General features: G+C 44.3%; 16 protein-coding genes. 2 read left to right on the top strand and 14 right to left on the bottom strand.

Annotated elements, in window-relative coordinates:
- Positions 1–18: 18 nt before the first annotated feature.
- Entirely contained in the window at positions 19–1,146 is a 1,128-nt protein-coding gene (locus OCV72_RS02875; protein WP_055281792.1) for a glycerate kinase family protein, read from the top strand.
- On the opposite strand, the gene OCV72_RS02880 is transcribed toward OCV72_RS02875, so the two are convergent.
- The 4 genes from OCV72_RS02880 to OCV72_RS02895 form a co-directional block, all read right to left on the bottom strand.
- The gene (locus tag OCV72_RS02880; protein ID WP_055281794.1) at positions 1,143–3,002 is read right to left on the bottom strand and encodes a serine hydrolase domain-containing protein; all 1,860 of its coding nucleotides are present in this window, start codon (positions 3,000–3,002) and stop codon (positions 1,143–1,145) included. The two genes, OCV72_RS02875 and OCV72_RS02880, sit on opposite strands and share 4 nt — an antisense overlap.
- A gap of 202 nt (positions 3,003–3,204) precedes the next feature.
- Entirely contained in the window at positions 3,205–3,798 is a 594-nt protein-coding gene (locus tag OCV72_RS02885) for a 50S ribosomal protein L25 (RefSeq protein WP_055281796.1), read from the bottom strand.
- A 171-nt stretch (positions 3,799–3,969) separates the two neighbouring features.
- Positions 3,970–5,565 carry a xylulokinase gene (locus OCV72_RS02890; protein ID WP_055281798.1) on the bottom strand — a complete coding sequence of 532 codons (1,596 nt, stop codon included), beginning with the start codon at positions 5,563–5,565 and terminating at the stop codon, positions 3,970–3,972.
- A gap of 120 nt (positions 5,566–5,685) precedes the next feature.
- Positions 5,686–6,462, bottom strand: a complete 777-nt coding sequence (locus OCV72_RS02895; RefSeq protein WP_028088515.1) for an SDR family oxidoreductase — start codon at positions 6,460–6,462, stop codon at positions 5,686–5,688.
- A gap of 242 nt (positions 6,463–6,704) precedes the next feature.
- Here OCV72_RS02895 and OCV72_RS02900 point away from each other — a divergent pair, with 242 nt between their 5' ends.
- Positions 6,705–7,835: an ROK family transcriptional regulator gene (locus OCV72_RS02900; RefSeq protein ID WP_055281800.1), complete on the top strand. Its 1,131-nt coding sequence runs from the start codon at positions 6,705–6,707 to the stop codon at positions 7,833–7,835.
- A gap of 408 nt (positions 7,836–8,243) precedes the next feature.
- Here OCV72_RS02900 and OCV72_RS02905 read toward each other — a convergent pair whose 3' ends face one another.
- From OCV72_RS02905 to OCV72_RS02950, 10 genes are read right to left on the bottom strand one after another with little or no spacing between them, the layout of a single operon-like run.
- Entirely contained in the window at positions 8,244–8,789 is a 546-nt protein-coding gene (locus tag OCV72_RS02905) for a histidine phosphatase family protein (protein WP_055281802.1), read from the bottom strand.
- A 26-nt stretch (positions 8,790–8,815) separates the two neighbouring features.
- Positions 8,816–9,961 carry a nitrogenase component 1 gene (locus tag OCV72_RS02910; RefSeq protein WP_055281804.1) on the bottom strand — a complete coding sequence of 382 codons (1,146 nt, stop codon included), beginning with the start codon at positions 9,959–9,961 and terminating at the stop codon, positions 8,816–8,818.
- Positions 9,958–11,253 carry a nitrogenase component 1 gene (locus tag OCV72_RS02915; protein WP_055281806.1) on the bottom strand — a complete coding sequence of 432 codons (1,296 nt, stop codon included), beginning with the start codon at positions 11,251–11,253 and terminating at the stop codon, positions 9,958–9,960. Before OCV72_RS02915 ends, OCV72_RS02910 begins: the two co-directional genes overlap by 4 nt.
- Positions 11,247–12,023: a nitrogenase iron protein NifH gene (locus tag OCV72_RS02920; protein WP_055281808.1), complete on the bottom strand. Its 777-nt coding sequence runs from the start codon at positions 12,021–12,023 to the stop codon at positions 11,247–11,249. The genes OCV72_RS02915 and OCV72_RS02920 overlap by 7 nt, the downstream gene beginning before the upstream one ends.
- Before the next feature lie 43 nt (positions 12,024–12,066).
- On the bottom strand, positions 12,067–12,330 hold the full coding sequence (locus OCV72_RS02925) for a TM1266 family iron-only hydrogenase system putative regulator (protein ID WP_022415754.1): 264 nt from the start codon (positions 12,328–12,330) through the stop codon (positions 12,067–12,069).
- A gap of 47 nt (positions 12,331–12,377) precedes the next feature.
- On the bottom strand, positions 12,378–13,424 hold the full coding sequence (gene hypE, locus OCV72_RS02930; protein ID WP_055214824.1) for a hydrogenase expression/formation protein HypE: 1,047 nt from the start codon (positions 13,422–13,424) through the stop codon (positions 12,378–12,380).
- Between the two features lie 36 nt (positions 13,425–13,460).
- On the bottom strand, positions 13,461–14,507 hold the full coding sequence (hypD, locus tag OCV72_RS02935; protein WP_006426096.1) for a hydrogenase formation protein HypD: 1,047 nt from the start codon (positions 14,505–14,507) through the stop codon (positions 13,461–13,463).
- Positions 14,507–14,716, bottom strand: a complete 210-nt coding sequence (locus OCV72_RS02940) for a HypC/HybG/HupF family hydrogenase formation chaperone (RefSeq protein ID WP_028088524.1) — start codon at positions 14,714–14,716, stop codon at positions 14,507–14,509. Before OCV72_RS02940 ends, hypD begins: the two co-directional genes overlap by 1 nt.
- Position 14,717: 1 nt before the next feature.
- Positions 14,718–17,057, bottom strand: coding sequence for a carbamoyltransferase HypF (hypF, locus tag OCV72_RS02945; protein WP_055281810.1), 2,340 nt, complete (start codon positions 17,055–17,057; stop codon positions 14,718–14,720).
- 48 nt (positions 17,058–17,105) lie between these two features.
- Entirely contained in the window at positions 17,106–18,185 is a 1,080-nt protein-coding gene (locus OCV72_RS02950; RefSeq protein WP_055281812.1) for a nitrogenase component 1, read from the bottom strand.

Genomic DNA, 18,185 nt, shown 5'->3' on the forward strand with positions numbered 1-18,185 from the left:
TTCAGGAGGTTTATTCACATGAAAGTTGTAATAGCAATCGATTCATTAAAAGGAAGCTTAAGTTCCATGGAAGCCGGAATGGCAATCAAAGACGGAATCCTTGCAGCAAAACCAGACGCGGAAGTTATCGTAAAACCACTCGCAGACGGAGGAGAAGGGACAACCGACGCACTGATCGAAGGAATGAACGGGGAACGCATTGATCTTACCGTTACAGGTCCGATGCACACACCGGTAGACGCTTATTACGGATATCTGAAAGATACCAACACTGCTGTTATGGAGATGGCATCTGCTGCAGGCATTACTCTGGTTCCCGACTCAGAAAAGAACCCGCTTCTCGCAACCAGCTACGGTGTTGGTGAAATGATAAACGATGCTATCCAAAAAGGCTGTCGTAACTTTATCATCGGTATCGGTGGAAGCGTCACTAACGACGGAGGTATCGGAATGTTAAAAGCTCTCGGCGTACGTTTTCTGGATGAAAATGGCAAAGATGCCGGAGAAGGCGGACAGGCCCTGGCTAAAGTTGCCCGTATCGATGTATCCGGTATGAATCCGCTTTTAAAAGAATGCCACATTCAGGTCGCATGCGATGTGAATAATCCACTCTGTGGTGAAAATGGTTCCACATACGTTTATGGACCGCAAAAAGGTGTGACCGAAGATATGAAAAAAACATTGGATGAAGCGATGGCACATTTTGCCAGAGTTACTTCTGAAACTCTTGAAAATGATTATATGAATACACCAGGTGCCGGTGCTGCCGGTGGACTTGGCTATGCATTCCTTGCATATACCGGCGCAGCACTGACACCTGGTATTGAACTGATCTTAGATGCTGTCGGACTGGAAGAAGAGCTTTCCGGCGCAGATGTGGTCGTTACCGGTGAAGGCCGCCTTGATTTTCAGACCGCAATGGGAAAAGCTCCTGTCGGAGTTGCCAGACTTGCAAAAAAATATAATGCAAAGGTTATCGCATTTGCAGGAAGCGTCACAAAAGAAGCGACTGCCTGCAACAAAGAAGGGATCGATGCATTTTTTCCTATCTTACGCGGTGTCTGCACACTTGCGGAAGCTATGGATCCTGTCGCTGCGCGCAATAATATGACCGCAACTGTAGAACAGGTTTTCCGTTTACTTTAATGTGTATCAGTAATGATTAATTTCCCCTTAATCACCGGCTCTATCGTCTGTTCCATCAGGCGATGGAGCAGATCAATACCTCCGTTCTCCCTGATACGGGAATAGATCGGATGCTTAGTAACTTCTGTCGTGATGGATTCCATTCCTTCCATGATCAAAGCCTTACCGGGTGATTCGTACCATTTTATTTCTATATGTTCCGGCGGTATTAAGTCCCGGTTATTCCCTGTATTCCTGGCAAATGTCACGTATAACTTCCGTCTCATCGCTTCTTCCAGATACGCAATTTCCACTTTCAAAACCTGGTTATCATCTGCATCTGAGGAAAGTTCTCCCTTCACTGCAACCAGATATGTCTCTCCATGAACAGTCAGTTTATTTTCGATATATTTTGACCATCCCATTTCAAGTTCTATTAATTCTTCACCTTCCTGAAAGCATAGTATCATCCCTTTGCGGAAACCGATTTTCGATATCCCATCTGTCATATTATTGTGCATCACCTGCATAACCAGCGGAAACAGACCGACACTTGACTGGTCCAATTCATAGTGTACACCATCCAGCAGATCCTCCAGTAAATGGATCTGTTGTTTCCGTGCTTTTTGTGTTTCTATATACTTCCCGCGTGCCCTATATTTTTCTGAGTTCTTCTTCCATCCACCTTTACAGACCGTGAGTGGATGATTATAGCATTGCTGCTTCTTTAAACAGATTTCGGTCAGTTCCTGCAGCTTTGCATACGCAATTGGATTCTCCGGAAGTGTCTCTTTTGGCATCCAATCTACCGGGAAATATTTTCTTATAATATTCAGCATCACATTGTTCTGGAATAGTTCTTCATTTCCCGCATTCGTTACGATCACCATATCAACGTCCGGATAGATCAGCACATTCTGCCCAAGCATTCCGTTATATTCAAAACTTCCCGGACGTTCTTCCATCCAGAGCTGATATCCGTATCCGTAAGTACCTTCTATACTATCTACTTTTTTCGTAACAGACGCCTCTGCCCAGCTTTCCGGAATGATCTGTTTTCCATTCCATTTCCCCTTATTCAGATATAGCTGTCCAAGCTTCGCCATATCCTCTGTATGCATGAAAAGTCCCCAGCCGCCTTTCGTAATTCCTCTCGGACATTTCTCCCAAAGATAATCTGTAATCCCCAATGGCTCGAACAGTCTCGGCTTCAGATATTCATCCATCGGCATTCCGGTCCGTTCGGTTATGATTGCGGAAAGCACATAGGAATTCAGACTGTTGTACTGGAATTTTGTGCCTGGTTTTTCTGATACCGGTGCATTCAGATAACTTTCCAGCCAGTCATTTCCGGATACGATTCCTGATTCATTAAATGTTACGCCGCTTGTCATCGTCATCAGGTTCTCTACCGTGACCTCCGGCCGGAATATTTTCGCCCAGGTACTTCCTTTATCGTGAAAAATTTTATAAATGTTTTCTGAAAGATCCAGTTTTCCCTCATCTATCAGAAGTCCTGCTGCCATTCCGGTGATGCTCTTACACATGGAATGTGTGATATGCCAGATGCCTTTTCTGTAAGGTGCAAAATCCGTCTCACAGATGACATTTCCATGACGCAATACCATAAAGTGGTGCATATCGGTGTCTGGTGAGTATGCCAGTTCCTCCACCAGATTCCTCAAATGCTCCGAATGAATCCCCTGGCTTTCCGGAGTGTTTCTTGGGAAGGTCTGCCCCGGATTCTCATACACAATACTCTGTGGTTCCGGGCACCGTATTTTCTGAGGTACAAAGTCCACTTTACTGATTCCACCGGTCTTACCCAGAATCATATTCGTTACCATCTCTATTACCGCAAGCTGCTCTTTTGCCATAAGATCACCTCATTTTACCATTCTTGCTTTTGTTCATCTCTATACAAATCAGAACAGATCATAGTTTCTATATATGATGTAGTATAACAGAAAAACCCGGACATCTATACTTCGATATCCGGGTTTTTCCATATTTTTATATACCTTATCTTTTGTTTAGATTATTCCCTTCTGTAATACAATTTTCTGTATTACACAAGAATTATTCTGCGGTCTCTGCGGCTGCCTCATCTTCATCATCATCCGGTACATTGTTGTGTACATACTGTAATGTAACAACTGTCGTTTCAGGATCAGTCATGACATCTACATCTTTGTCACTTGAAAGTGTAAGATCTTTTACCTTGATAGAATCTCCGACTTTCATGTTACTTACATCAACTTCTACCTTGTCAACCAATGCTGACGGATATGCCTTGAACTGTACTTCTTCCAGTAACTGCTCCAGTACACCGCCTGCATCTTTCTCATGTCCGACCAGAACGATCTCTGCTACAGAATGTACTTTTTCATTGCTTACAAGTGCCTGGAAGTCTATCTCATCTACCTGACCTTTTAATGGATTGAACTCAACATCTTTGACCAGAACATTCATCTTCTCACCTTCGATGTCCAGCATGACCTGACTGCCTTTGTGACAGGTCTTCAGTAAACGGTCAACAATTGCTTTTTCTATCTTAACCGGAACAGATTCTTTCATCTCTCTTCCGAAGACATTACCAGTAACGTAACCTTCTCTTCTTAATTTCTTTGCTTTGACGTCCATGCTTCTTTTTTCAGCTTTTAAAGTATTCATTTATCTTTTCCTCCAAAAATCTGATGCTTAGCAGCCTTCGCTTTGTGGTTTCAACGCTACAAAGAGGTTTTGTTAAGTAGGTTTCCTTTGTTACAGTCGTATTATAACATCTAAAGCAGATGAAGATTCACCAAAAAGTTGATTATTTTGTCTGGATTTTTATGCACAATTCTACCACTTCATATGTTCAATTGCACTCTTTTCAATTTCAAGTCCGGCTTTATAATGATCCATAAATGCATCAAATCCATCAATCTCTTCTTTTGCAGGTTCAATCGTCTCTCCTGATAATTCTTTAAAGATTCTGTTATCCAGGAAATCTTCCAGCTTTTCTCCGTCTTTTTTATCTGCCAGATATGCGGCCAGAAGTGCAATTCCCCATGCACCACCTTCGCTTGCAGTATCCATAACCGTAACCGGTGCTCCTACTGCCGCTGCCAGATATCTCTGTCCGACACCTTTTGTCTTGAAGAAACCGCCATGTCCCATAATCTTTTCAACCTTTACTTTTTCATCATCCATCAAAATATCCAGTCCCATCTTAACCGCACCAAGTGATGTATACAGATTTACTTTCATAAAATTTGCAAGGTTGAATTTGCTCTCTGCTGTTCTAAGGAAAGCCAGGCGGCCTTCATTTAACATTGTGATATTTTCACCTGAATAGTATCCATATGCCAGAAGTCCTCCGCAATCCAGATCCCCTTCCAAAGATTTTGTATACAATTTTTGGAACAAATCACCTGAACTTGCTTCCATTCCCATCAGTTTTGCAAATTCGCCAAAGATTCCAATCCATGCATTTAAGTCAGATGTTCCGTTATTCGCATGAGACATTGCACATGGGAAACCTGTTGGTGTAGTAACCATATCGATCTCACGGTACACTTTGCTAAGCTGTTTTTCCAGAACGATCATTGCAAATGTACTGGTTCCTGCTGATACATTACCTGTTCTTGGAGCCACCGAATTTGTAGCTGTCATTCCGGTTCCTGCATCTCCTTCCGGTGGGCACATCATAATTCCGGATTCCAGATTACCGGTCTCATCTAAAAATGCTGCTCCTTCTTCTGTCAGATATCCTGCATTCTCACCTGCTGCAAGTACCTTCGGGAAAATGTCTTCCAGTTTCCAGCTATATCCATATGGCCTGATCAAATCATCAAATTTCTCTTTCATGCCGGCATCATAATCAATAGTATCCGAATCAATCGGGAACATACCGGCAGCATCACCGACACCAATAACTCTTTCCCCTGTCAGTTTCCAGTGAATATATCCACTCAGTGTTGATACATAATCCAGCTTCTCTACATGTTTTTCTCCGTCCAGAATTCTCTGATACAGATGTGCAACTGTCCAGCGGAGCGGAATATTAAAGTCAAATAACTCTGTCAGTTCATCTGCTGCCTGCTGTGTATTGGTATTTCTCCATGTCTGGAATGGAGCAATCTGTCTGCCTTCTTTGTCCAGTGCCATATATCCATGCATCATTGCACTGACTCCGATCGAACCAATCTTCTTGAGTGTAACTCCATATGTCTCTTCTACAATTTTTCTCAGAGAGTTATAGCAGTCACGCACTCCTGCATGAATTTCCGCAAGGCTGTATGTCCAGATATTATCTATAAAAGAGTTCTCCCAGTCATGTATTCCGACAGCAAGTACATTGCCCTGATAATCAATCAACACTCCTTTGATTCTTGTTGATCCAAGCTCGATTCCAAGTGCCGTTTTCCCTTCAATAATTAATTCTTTTGCACCCATAAATAAATTCCTTTCCGACCTAATCATCTGATTTTTTCGTTTATTATAAATATAAGGAAGCCTGCCAAAAGACAAACTTCCCTATGCATTTTCTATATATCCATACAGACATTCTATAGCTTAGAAGCAGGTAAATGCTCCATCAACCACAATATCAGATCCTGTTGTAAATGAGCTTGCGTCTCCTGCAAGATATACACAGATAGCTTCCAGTTCTTCCGGTTTACCCATTCTTCCCATTGGTGCCATCTCATTCCATTTCTCAATAAGTGGAATCAGTGTTGGAGAATTCAGTGTTAATTCCGTTCCGATGTATCCAGGACTGATACTGTTAACACGTACGCCACGTTTTGCCCATTCGATAGCAAGTGATTTTGTAAGCTGGATCACTCCTGCTTTTGATGCATTGTATGCACACTGTGGCTGTGGTACGTTTACAATATGTGCTGACATAGAAGCGGTGTTAATGATGGATCCGCCGCCATTCTCTAACATATATTTTCCTGCTGCGATATCTGTTAAGAAGATTCCGTTCAGGTTGATATTCATAACTTTTAACCACTGCTCATATGTCATCTCTTCAGCCGGAGCATTGATACAGATTCCTGCATTATTGTGGCAGAAGTCCAGTCCGCCAAATTCTTCAACAACCTGTTTTACCATTGCATCAACCTGCTCTTTGTCTGTACAGTCTGTCTGGATTGCGATAACCTTTCTTCCTGTCTTCTCAGCAAGTTCTTTCGCCGTCTTCTTTGCTTCTTCGATGTCAAGGTCTACAATTGCCACATCAGCTCCTGCCTCTGCAAATGCTGTAGCTGTACATTTACCGATTCCTCTTGCTGCACCGGTTACGAAACCTTTTTTTCCATCCAGTCTCATTTTTTCAATGATTCCCATTTTTGTTTCCTCTCTTTCTTTTTGATTCTTTTTATATAATTATATGTTTCAATTTTATAAAATCGTTTTATTTAATGTGTTTATATAATATATCTTTTTCGAGATAAATGCAAGACATAAAACCAAACAAGATTATACTTTCTTTTTTGTGCAGTTTTCATAGGAGAAATATCCTTTTCAATGAACCGAATAAATTGTATAATAAATTTATAAAATGATTTATAATAATTAGGAGATCGATCATGGAACAATTTTCATTAACTGATATTAAGAAAAAAAATCTGTCAGACGTATATCATTATATATATATGAATCCATCCTGCTCCAAACAGGATATCGCAACTGCATTATCAGTCAGTCTGCCTACCGTTTCACAACATCTGACAACACTTGAATCAGAACAGTTAATTGAAAAATGCGGCCGTTTGTCCTCTTCCGTTGGACGCCGGGCTAATGCATATCAGATTATTTCAGATGCAAAAATCGCAATAGGACTGGAAATTCTGCCACATACTACACACATTCTTTCTATCAACTTATATGGTAAGATGATTGCAAAAGAAACGCTCCCGGTCTCATTCGAAGCTTCTGATGCATATTTTTCCAAATTAAAAAAAGCAGTCAAAAACTTCTGCCAGATCAACCATCATAAAGCTGAAAGTATTCTTGGAATTGGCCTTGGTGTCCAGGGACTTATCTCTCCGGACGGTTCGGAATTAACTTATGGAAAAATCTTAGACTGCACCGGAATGTCTATAGACCTCTTCTCTGATGCCTTTCATGTTCCCTGCAAATTTGTACACGATGCCGAATGTGCATGTACCAGTGAATTATGGGAAAATCCGGATATTACCGATGCGACCTATATATCTCTCGGTTATCATCTTGGCGGTGCCATCATTGTCGACGGTCAGTTGCTTACCGGAGCAACCGGAAAAAGTGGTACTTTTGAACATATGACTCTTGTTCCGAATGGTCTGGACTGCTACTGCGGACGCAAAGGATGTGCCGAATGTTACTGTTCCGGTAATTCGCTACTTTCCGATTGTGATAATCTGGATGAATTTTTTTCCCGCAAAGCCACAGGCGATCCGTCCTGCCTTGCCAAATGGGATGAATATCTCCGGCATTTATCCATCCTCATCAATAACCTCCATATGGTATTGGAACACACGGTAATCCTTGGCGGACATGTAACACCATATTTCACGGAAGAAGATATGGAATATATCCGTTCCTGTGTAGCAGAACGTTCAACATTTGATGACGATACTTCTTATATCATTCCGGGAAAATGCCGCACAGACACCGTAGCCACAGGAGCCGCCCTGCCATTTATTAAAGACTTTATCGAAGGAATCTATCTTATATAATTTTATAGCATTATTTATTTAGGTGCTCCATATTTTCTGAATATTCTGTCTTTTTATTATTTTTTATATTTTTTTCAGATTACCTATTGACATTTTCTCTTTCGTGAGATATTATAATATCAACAAAAGAAAAGGAGGACGAACCACCAATCAGTTAAATCTTTATTTAAAATTTAAAGAAAGAGGTATAGTCCAATGCAGAGGACAATTTAAACTGAAAAGATTCTAATAAAGAATAAGGAGGATAAACCACCAGGAACGTAAATTTAACATCATTTAAAAATGATAAAAAACAAATCGAAGAAAGAAAGAGGTATAGTCCATTGGATGAGATATCATAAAAATCCATCGTATTTAAAATATTATTAAGTACGGTGGATTTTTCATGTTTCTTTTTTGTTTTTATTCTTACTCCTTGTATTCAAACTTACGGATCTCACAATTCCTGATACCGAATCTTGCAAATTCATCATTTGTCATATCACCAAAATAAGACTGTATCGCTCTTGAAATCCCGTTATGTGCAACCAGAAGATACGTCTTCTGATCTGATTCTTTTTTAATATCATCGAGCAGATCATAGATCCGGTGACAAAGCTTCAGCATCGATTCGCCGCCTTCATAAGAATTAATAAAATTAGCCTTGGCCTTCTGGAACTCTTCTCCATTTCTCGGCGTACCTTCGTATTTTCCAAAGTTCTGTTCTTTCAGGCGCATTTCTTCACGCATCGGGATCCCGGTTACCTCAGATACATGTCTGGCGGTCTCCTTTGCCCTGATCAATGGTGAATACAGTATCTCATCAATCTGAATTCCCTGCTCCAGAATTGCCTGTCCCAGTTCTTCTGCCTGCTGATGGCCCAGTTCTGTCAATTCAATATCCGTTGCTCCGCAGATCTTATTCTCTACATTCCAGACTGTCTGTCCGTGTCTTGCAAAATATAAATGTCCCATTTCTGTTTCCTTTCTGCTCTTACCGCCTATATAAGTTCTGCAAGAACCGGCAGTTTCTTTTTATAAATTCTTCCCGAAAATGCAATATGCGGCAACTCATAAAATGCCACATTCTCCGGGCAGACCGGGCGATACAATGGATCCGCCACAACGCCTTTTACATTCTTTAAACTCTGAAGTGCCTGCTCCAGTTCTTCTTCTCCACAAACTGCAATATCTCCATCCGCAAGTAATCCTTTCTTTTCCCTTAGCGGACAGATTACTCTTACAGATATCTGATATTCCGTCTCGATCACCGCTGCCAGAGATTCCATGATCACTGGTTCGCCGATTAATATGATCTGATTTTCTGAACTTTTTTCCAACTCGTTTCCTGTCAGGCCGATATGTCTTCCTTTTTCGAGATATGCTACCTGCTTTTTTTCTTCTATTGCATTCAACAGAGTTTTCATAAATCCCCGAATCGGTGTACCGGTCACATAAGGCGTCCCGAATCTTTCCTGCAATATTTCCGCCGCCCGGAGTCCCGTCGAAGAGACCACCAGATTCACCTCTGCCTCCGGTGCGCGAGCAAGGTTTTCCAGTGTATCTCCCATCGCCCAGGTCGACAACACCTTCCATCCCGCCTGTTCCACATTCTGTATCAATGCATCCACATGCTCCTGTGGTCCGAAATCGAGCGGTGTCACACCAAGAAGATTCACGCTCTTTGGCGTCACTTCTCTCTTTCCTTCGATACGTTTCGCAATCTCTGCAAGTGCTCTTCCAACACCATATACATAATCATGCATGCCGTTTGTAGGAACGGAAAATGCCGGAATCCCGAGATCTTGTTCCAGTATCTTGGCGATTGCTTCAAAATCTGTTCCATTCATATAGGGAATCGGGGAGCCCGCAAGTGCTATAAACTTCGGCTTTAATTCCTCTGCCGCAATCTCGATATCACGGATCAGTTTCTCATCATTTCCCATAACAGCATCGATCTCCGTAAGTCCCGAGATATAGATCATGCTGTCCTGGTCATACCAGCGAATCTCATCGTGTGTATTATATGTAGAATTACAGCCGGACGGATCATGCATCACTGTCATCCCGCCAAGTTCATAGAGTGCCGAGCAGACACCGGATACATCCGCTGTATAAATTGGTATGATCTTATAACTTCGTTTCATATGCAGCTTTCGCACCCCCAACCTTTCCGGATGATCAGATCTTCCGGATCTTTTTCTTCCTGCCAGGCTTCTATCATCAATCCTGCCACTTTCCGGATTCCGTCAAATCCATACAGTCCGGCACCTTCCACCAGATTGACAAAATGCTTCGTTCCGGTAAACCACGCTGCTTTCTGTCCGATTGCCAGTACATTTTCTTCTTTCCTCGGACGCATCCGCATCTCTGGGTGGATCGTCGGCTCATATGAAAGACCAGGATATTGTTGTTTCAGCCACTCAAATGTTGCTTTTTCTTCCGGATTTACCGCATCCAGATAGATTCTTGTCACAGAAAAGCCATGTGTCAGTAACAGCTTTGCAAGCTCCAGCGGTCTTGGATGAAATGTGTGATCGATCATGATCTGTGCATCTCCGATTATTTGTCTTGTTTTTTTCAAAACTGCTTCACACAATGCAATCTCTCTTTCTATGGTCTCATCTATCTCAACATCTCTTACACTTTCCGTAACCGTCTGCTCCAGCATTCTCCATTGTCTGATGATTTCTTCATAATCAAAGCTTCCCGGAAGATATAACGCTTTCTTCCCAAGCCTCTCTGCCTGACTTTCCAGTCCATATTTTCCAGGCGGATAGCATGCTATTAATATTCTACTGTCTGCAAGGTTCTCATAAGCTTTCCATGAGTCACAGGTCGGAAGTTCTCTCACTTCTATATTCTCTGCCTTCAACAAACGTTTGATATCACTCGTCTCATCCAGCGCAAAATCACTGCCTAAAATTGTCACTGATCTTTCTGAATCAGACTTCCCTGCATTTCTTTCCGGAAGTGCGTCGTAGATCGACTTCCGAAGCTTCTGATCCGGCGTCAGTCCGTGCTTCTGCATGATCGGATCCATATAACAGCGGATGAAAAAGATCTCCGGAAATCTCGCTTCCAATTCTTCATATACCCGTTCCAGATCACATCCCAGGAAATGATGCAGGCATACTGTAAATAATAATACCGCCTTCGGATGATCGCCTCGTTTCTTTAATACATCTGTCACTCCCTCGATCGTCACATCTTCCAGATTACCATTCAGAAGGTCCTCCTCTTCTACGATCACAAAAGAGAACCTGTCTGCGGCATTCATCTCGGCTGCTGTCAGAACAACTCCCCGCATACAGTTATCCGCACAGACATAGATCTGGATCGCTTCCGGAAGAAGCATTCCCGTATGAACAATATTCCAGTTCCCATGCGCCGGGGAATTGAATTCCAGACCGCTTGATTCTCCGGCTTTCTTTAACATTTCCATCCCTCCCCGGATTCTTTTGACAACTCATAGATTACTTCCGCAAGCTTTCTATATTCTTCCGCCATCTCACTGCCTGGGAAACACTCCATAACCGTCTTTCCTTCTTCTTCCGCTTCTGCCACAAGTTCACTGTGAGATAATGTTCCTATCACCTGTGTCTTGAAATCATCTGCCAGCTCTTTTACCTTCTCTTCTTCTCTTGCCACATTTCTGCGATTTAAGATAATCCCTCCAAGAGACGCATATCCACGGGTCTTGAAATTCTCCACTGCCATCGCAATATTTGCCCCGGCATGGATTGCCATATTTTCTCCCGAAGTGATGATAAAGACTTTATCCGCATGTCCTTTCCTCATCGGCATAGAAAATCCACCGCATACAACATCCCCGAGTACATCATAAAGTACAACATCCGGCTGATATACTTCATATGCTCCCGTCTCTTTTAATTTTTCCAATGCCGTGATAATTCCTCTTCCTGCACATCCAAGTCCCGGTGTCGGACCACCTGCCTCTACACAGATCACACCCTGATATCCGGTCCGCACCATATCTTCCAATTTCAGATCCTGCTTTTTCTCCCGGAAAAGATCCAGTACCGTCGGTACTGCTTCCCCGTGTCTTAATGCGATCGTTGAATCGGCTTTCGGATCGCAGCCGATCTGCATCACTTTCAGGCCTTTTTCTGCCAGTGCCACGGCAACGTTCGATACCGTCGTTGATTTACCGATCCCGCCTTTTCCATATACTGCAATCTTAATCATATTATTCTTGCTCTCCTGCTCTCATAAATAATATCCGAATGTTCTATTCTCCTGCTTTCGTAATAATATTCGAATATGCCGTCTTCGTGGATACCCCGTTCAGGCGCCCGATCTTACCGGATAATGTACTGATCATATCCTGCGGTGCATCGATCGCAATGCTGATGATGTTAATCCCTTTCTCCCGGTACGGAATTCCCATTCTTCCGATAATAAATTGCCCTGCCTCGTGAAGCAGATGATTCAACGTCTCGATTGCTTCCGGATTCTCCACAATAATCGAAATAACTGCCACTCTTGTATCCATAGATTTCCTCACTTTTTCATGCTTTATGTCTGCTTTGTCTTCCATGCTTAACAGATACGCGGCAGTAATTCCCCTCCCGGCTGCGGAAGTAATGCCTGCGTTCCAATCTCCGTCAACATCACAACTTTTCCAGGCTGTTCTTCGGTCACTTCACCGATAATTGCCGCATTTTTAGAATACGGACATGCTTTCAATGCATCCACGATTGTCTGTGCCTGTTCTTTCGGTGCCATGATCACAAGTCGTCCTTCGCACGCAAGATAGAGCGGCTCCAGGCCAAGCATTCCACATACGCCGCGTACCTCCGGTGCAACCGGAATCTTCGAAGCATCCAGACGGATTCCTACCTGACTCTGTCCTGCAATCTCATACAGCACAGTTCCGACTCCACCTCTGGTTGCATCACGGATCACATGCAGTTCATGTGTTGCATCCATCACTGCTTTTACATTGCCCCAGAGAGGTGCACAGTCACTGGTCACATCTGCTTCAATTCCAAAATCTTCTCTCGCAAGAAGGATCGTGCATCCGTGTCTTCCGATATCTCCTGTCACAATGATCGCATCGCCCGGTTTTGCAAGATTTCCCGCAACTTCAACTCCATCCGTGATCTCACCGATACCTGTTGTCGTGATAAAGACTCCGTCCACCTGGCCCTTTCCGGCAACCTTGGTATCCCCCGATACGATCCGGACTCCGGCTTCTTTCGCCGTCTTTTCCATTGCCTCTGCGATCTCTTCCAGTTTTTCCATAGGAAATCCTTCTTCGATCACAAATGCGCAGGTCAGGTATAATGGTTTTGCTCCCATACAGGAAAGATCATTGACCGTACCGCAGATGGAAAGCTTTCCGATATTTCCTCCCGGATAGAATGCCGGTGATACGATAAATCCATCGGTAGACACTGCCATCTTTCCAATCGGCGGCGTCAGGACTGCCGCATCATCCGCAGTCAGATCCGGATTATCAAAATGTGCTTTGAAGATCATATCGATCAGTTCTGACGTCTGGCGTCCTCCTGCACCATGTGCCATCGTCACAGTTTTCCCCACTAATTTCGCTTTTCTTGCTTCGTTATCCACATACTCGTTCATTTTGTCCACTTCCTTGCTATTTTCCGTCTGTTTTTCTTATTCTCTTCCATACATATAATATGCTGAACAGGCTCCCTCACCGGATACCATACATGCACCTACCGGATGCTGCGGTGTACAGACCTTTCCAAATACTTTACAGTCGGATGGTTTACATTTTCCCTGTAATACATCCCCGCATCTGCAGGCCGGATTCGCCCTTCCTTCCATCTTCGGAACCTGATATTTCTTTCTGGCATCATACATGTCCCATTCATCACGTAACCTAAGTCCGGATCCCGGTATGATTCCGAGTCCTCTCCATTCACTGTCACATGCTTCCATCAGCGTATCCACCAGTCTCTGTGCTTCCTTACTGCCTTCTTCTGTCACTACACGCGGATAACAATTTACAAAGAAAGGTTTCCCTTTCTGAAAATGTGTCAGTGCAACTGCCAGTGCAGTCAGAAGTTCTTTTGCCGTAAAGCCTGCCACCACACCGCTTACACCTTCCTGCACCAGTTCTTCACAGAGCTTTGTTCCTGTGATCGCATTGACATGTCCCGGATATAAGAAAATGTCTGCGCTTCCTTTTAATGCTTCGTATGCCTGCGGCATCGTTTTATTTGCGATCAGCATGGAATAGTTCGTGATTCCTTCTTCTTTTGCTTTTTTGACAGACAGACATCCCGCCGGAGTCGTCGTCTCGAATCCTACAGATAAGAATACAACCTCTTCTTCCGGATGTTCTTTTGCATATTTTTCCGCATCGGCAGGTGAATAGACGATATGGATCTTCCCGCCTTCGCTTCTTGCATCTGCCAGACTCTTCTTACTTCCCGGCACACGCACCAGATCTCCGAATGTACAGATTGTCACACTCTTTTCCAGAGCCAGATAAACTGCCTCATCGATATAACTTACCGGTGTGACACAGACCGGACACCCGGGACCAGAGATCAATTCTACCTGCTTTGGAAGAAGTTTGCGGATACCCAGACGGAAGATTTCATGTGTATGTGTCCCGCATACTTCCATGATCCGGACTGCAGGGCCGTCATATCCTTCTATAATCTCTCTTGCCGTTTTCTTTCCTTCACTCATTACAGAAGTTCCTCCATCAACTGATCTGTCTCACTGTCATCTTCATCGGTAATTTTTGCAATGGCGATTCCTGCATGCACCATTACATAATCTCCCGGTTCCAGATCTTCCAGTAATTCTGAAGAGACCGATCTTTTTGCACCCCCCGCGTCTACAACTGCCGTACCATCACTGATACGGACTACTTTTGCTGATAATCCTACACACATGTTATTTTCCCTCCTGAATATACTGCATGGCATATGCTGCCTGCCCCAGTGCGATCCCGCCGTCATTTGCCGGGATCAGGTGATGTCTGAGTACGGTAAAATGTTCTTTTTCCAGACCTTCTTCCACCATTCTCAACAACAGCCGATTTTGGAATACACCGCCGCTTAATGCCACACAATTACATTTTGTTTTCTTTCTGATCTTCCTGCAGCCACAGATTATAAGGTCTGCCAGCTTTTGATGAAAGATATAAGCTAATTTTTCTGCCTGAATGCCTTCTGTTTTCTTCTCTGTCAGATATTTTATAAGGCTTCCTGTCTGCATAATCAGCCTGTTTTCCGGCTCTTTCTTTTCTTCATCCGGATCGCTTTCACCATCTGCCGGCTCATCAATTTCCCACAGCTCTTCCTCATAAGCTTCTGCGGCAAATTCAAGTGCCATCGAAGCCTCCCCTTCGAATGTAGACTTCGTCCGGATTCCGAGGATTGCACTGACTGCATCGAACAGACGTCCCGCACTGGTCGATGTCACAGCATTCATTTTCCTGTCCGCCATGGCAAGGATCACTTTGCATTCCGGTTCACTGCACAGGTTAAGTTTCTTTACAATCTCCATTGTCTGCTCTTTATCCTGTGTCTGCTGATAGATCAGTGAAACTGCAATTCGCCATCCCTCTTTAGCAGAAATGTCGCCTCCGATCTGAAGAAATGGTTCGATACTTCCCATCCGTTCAAATCCGTGATAATCTGCAAGCAGAAGTTCGCCTCCCCAGATGGTTCCATCTGTACCATATCCGGTTCCGTCGAATGCAACGCCGATCACCTGCTCTTTCCGGTCATTTTCTGCCATACAGGATAAAATATGTGCATAATGATGCTGGATCTTTACGACGGGAAGTCCCAGTTCTTCTGCAACAACTGTCGAGTTGTATTTTGGATGCAGATCACATGCTGCAACTTCCGGTTCTACCTCCAGAAGTGTCTCGAATCTGTGGATCGTCTCTTGCAACGCTTTTACAGTACGGAGATCTTCCAGATCCCCTACATACGGGGACAGATAGAAACGTCCATCCACTCCGATACAGAATGTATTCTTAAGTTCTCCGCCTGCGGCCAGCACCTGTCCTTTCCACGGCATCGTCACCATCGTCGGAAGCGGCGCATAGCCTCTGGAGCGCCGGATCATATAAGGCTCTCCCTTATAAAAATCCATCACCGAATCGTCCGCCCGGATCCGGATCTTCCGGTCATGAGAAAGGATCAGATCACATAGTTGTGACAGTTCCTCCACCGCTTCTTTGTCATCCCTGCAGATCGGTGCACCGGATGCATTGCCACTCGTCATCACCAGATAATCCGGCATCTGGATCCCGTCGTCATATCGGAATAACAACATCTGTACCGGAGCGTATGGGAGCATGATGCCGACTTTCGGATTCCACGGAGCGACAGACTTGCAAAGACCTGTACTGTCTGCAGATTTTTTCCGTTTTTCAAGTAACAGGATCGGCTTCTGGTGTCCATCCAGGATCTCCTCCTGTACTTCATTTACCAGACATTCCTGCTTTACCGCTTCCACATCCCGCGCCATCACGGCAAACGGTTTTGCCGGACGGTTCTTTAATGTCCGCAGTCTCTGTACTGCTTCCTCGTTCGTCGCATCACAGCAGAGATGGAATCCGCCGATTCCCTTGATTGCCACGATCCCGCCATCATGGATCATTTTTCTTGTGGCAATGATCGCAGCTCTTCCCCGTTCTTCCCTGCCGGTCAGATACACTTCCGGGCCACAATCGTTGCAGCATACCGGCTGTGCATCATAACGTCTGGTCGCCGGATCCTCATACTCCGAAGCACAGTCCGGACACATCGGGAATTCCTTCATGCTGGTCCGTTCCCGGTCATATGGAAGCGCATCCAGGATCGTAAGTCTAGGACCGCAGCAGGTGCAGTTGATAAATGGGTGCAGATAACGCCGGTCTTTCGGATCGTACATTTCTTTCTTGCATTCTTCGCAGATTGCAATATCCGGCGAGACGAAGATCTCCCCTTTTGTCTTCTCACTTTCTATAATCTGAAAATCATTGAATTTCCCGTATTCTTCCTCTTTTACATCTTCTGTATTGATCTTCAATATGGCAGCTCTCTTCGGCGGCTGCTTTTCCAGTCTCTCCAGAAAATCTTTTACACATTTTTCCTCTCCCTGTGCAAAGATTTCCACATAGGGACCTTTGTTACACACACTTCCGGTGATTCCGGCAGCCGCTGCATGACGGCTCACAGTCGGTCTGAAGCCGACACCCTGCACAATTCCGTAGACACGGATTTTCTTTGTTATCATCCGTTTCTTCCCCCTGTCTAAAACATATAGGTTTCCCATATACCCTGCTTACACGTTAAGCTTTCCTGACACTGCAAAATGCGTCAGCGGAATAAATACCCCTTCAAATCCCGGAATCATCCGCTCCATACACGGATCTGCAAAGATCACATCATATCCTTCTTTTTCCACCAGCGAAATGAAATCATCCTCTTCTTTCAGACTAATATCATCTGCAGCATCAACATTCAGATCCGTTAAAATCTCCTCTTTCCGCATGAACCATGTCGCTGTTGTGATTGCTTCTTTTTCCCCGGTTCGTTTTTCGATCTCCTTACGCACTGCATTTGCAATCACCTGCTGCTGTACGATCAGGATCTTCTTTCCTCTGTAATCCATTTCCGGTACCAGCTCTGGTGCCAGTGGATAAGCAATCTCATATGGCGTTCCGAACTTCTTTTGCAGATACTGCGCTGCTTTTAACGCCGCCGGAGATACGACTACATTTTTCACTGTCAGCGAAGCCTTTTTCACTTCTTTCAGTCCGTCGCCCATGCCATAGCAGACAGCACGCAGTCCCTGATCTGCATATAATTTCTGGATTTTCTCTGCTGCCTTCAGGTCACTGACATCCTGCGGAGTCATACCGATAATACCGATATGTGGTCTGTCTTTATCATTCATATCCTCAGACTCTTCGTTCTTGTCACTGAATTTCTCGAACAATGCAAGATACGCCTTTTCTTCTCCCTTATCATACAATTCCATGCCATCCGTATTCACCGTCAGGACCGGCAGTTCCGTCTTCTTCGCCAGCATCCGCTCCAGCGCCCGGTAATCAGTCCCGATCACTGCCGGTACCGGAGTCCCGATCACTGCTGCAAATGTCACATCCAGCTTTTCTGCCGCATCTGCAAGTTTTGCAACCAGTCTGTCGTCTCTTCCAAGGATCGCATCCATATCACGAAGCCCCGCACTGAATACCGCACTTCTTGTTTCAAACCATCTTGGCTCATCGAATCCACATACATTTCCCGTACAGCCGCCCGCATCACAGATGACCAGCATTCCGCCAAGTTCGTATAACACCGACACCGCTCCAGACTGGTCCGGTGCAAATGGTGTCAGATATTTTCTTAATCCTTTCAT

Origin of the sequence: Dorea amylophila (genome assembly GCF_025567265.1) — a bacterium.
Classification (GTDB): domain Bacteria; phylum Bacillota; class Clostridia; order Lachnospirales; family Lachnospiraceae; genus Dorea_A; species Dorea_A amylophila.

Excerpts from the sequence above, each read along its gene's own strand:
- OCV72_RS02915 (WP_055281806.1), bottom strand. The coding sequence starts at position 11,253 with ATGTTAAAGAAAGCCGGAGAATCAAGCGGTCTGGAATTCAATTCCCCG.
- OCV72_RS02885 (WP_055281796.1), bottom strand. The coding sequence starts at position 3,798 with ATGAATACTTTAAAAGCTGAAAAAAGAAGCATGGACGTCAAAGCAAAG.
- OCV72_RS02900 (WP_055281800.1), top strand. The coding sequence starts at position 6,705 with ATGGAACAATTTTCATTAACTGATATTAAGAAAAAAAATCTGTCAGAC.
- hypF (WP_055281810.1), bottom strand. The coding sequence starts at position 17,057 with ATGATAACAAAGAAAATCCGTGTCTACGGAATTGTGCAGGGTGTCGGC.
- hypE (WP_055214824.1), bottom strand. The coding sequence starts at position 13,424 with ATGAACGAGTATGTGGATAACGAAGCAAGAAAAGCGAAATTAGTGGGG.
- OCV72_RS02905 (WP_055281802.1), bottom strand. The coding sequence starts at position 8,789 with ATGGGACATTTATATTTTGCAAGACACGGACAGACAGTCTGGAATGTA.
- OCV72_RS02940 (WP_028088524.1), bottom strand. The coding sequence starts at position 14,716 with ATGTGTGTAGGATTATCAGCAAAAGTAGTCCGTATCAGTGATGGTACG.
- OCV72_RS02875 (WP_055281792.1), top strand. The coding sequence starts at position 19 with ATGAAAGTTGTAATAGCAATCGATTCATTAAAAGGAAGCTTAAGTTCC.
- OCV72_RS02890 (WP_055281798.1), bottom strand. The coding sequence starts at position 5,565 with ATGGGTGCAAAAGAATTAATTATTGAAGGGAAAACGGCACTTGGAATC.
- hypD (WP_006426096.1), bottom strand. The coding sequence starts at position 14,507 with ATGAGTGAAGGAAAGAAAACGGCAAGAGAGATTATAGAAGGATATGAC.
- OCV72_RS02895 (WP_028088515.1), bottom strand. The coding sequence starts at position 6,462 with ATGGGAATCATTGAAAAAATGAGACTGGATGGAAAAAAAGGTTTCGTA.
- OCV72_RS02925 (WP_022415754.1), bottom strand. The coding sequence starts at position 12,330 with ATGGATACAAGAGTGGCAGTTATTTCGATTATTGTGGAGAATCCGGAA.
- OCV72_RS02880 (WP_055281794.1), bottom strand. The coding sequence starts at position 3,002 with ATGGCAAAAGAGCAGCTTGCGGTAATAGAGATGGTAACGAATATGATT.
- OCV72_RS02950 (WP_055281812.1), bottom strand. The coding sequence starts at position 18,185 with ATGAAAGGATTAAGAAAATATCTGACACCATTTGCACCGGACCAGTCT.
- OCV72_RS02910 (WP_055281804.1), bottom strand. The coding sequence starts at position 9,961 with ATGAAACGAAGTTATAAGATCATACCAATTTATACAGCGGATGTATCC.
- OCV72_RS02920 (WP_055281808.1), bottom strand. The coding sequence starts at position 12,023 with ATGATTAAGATTGCAGTATATGGAAAAGGCGGGATCGGTAAATCAACG.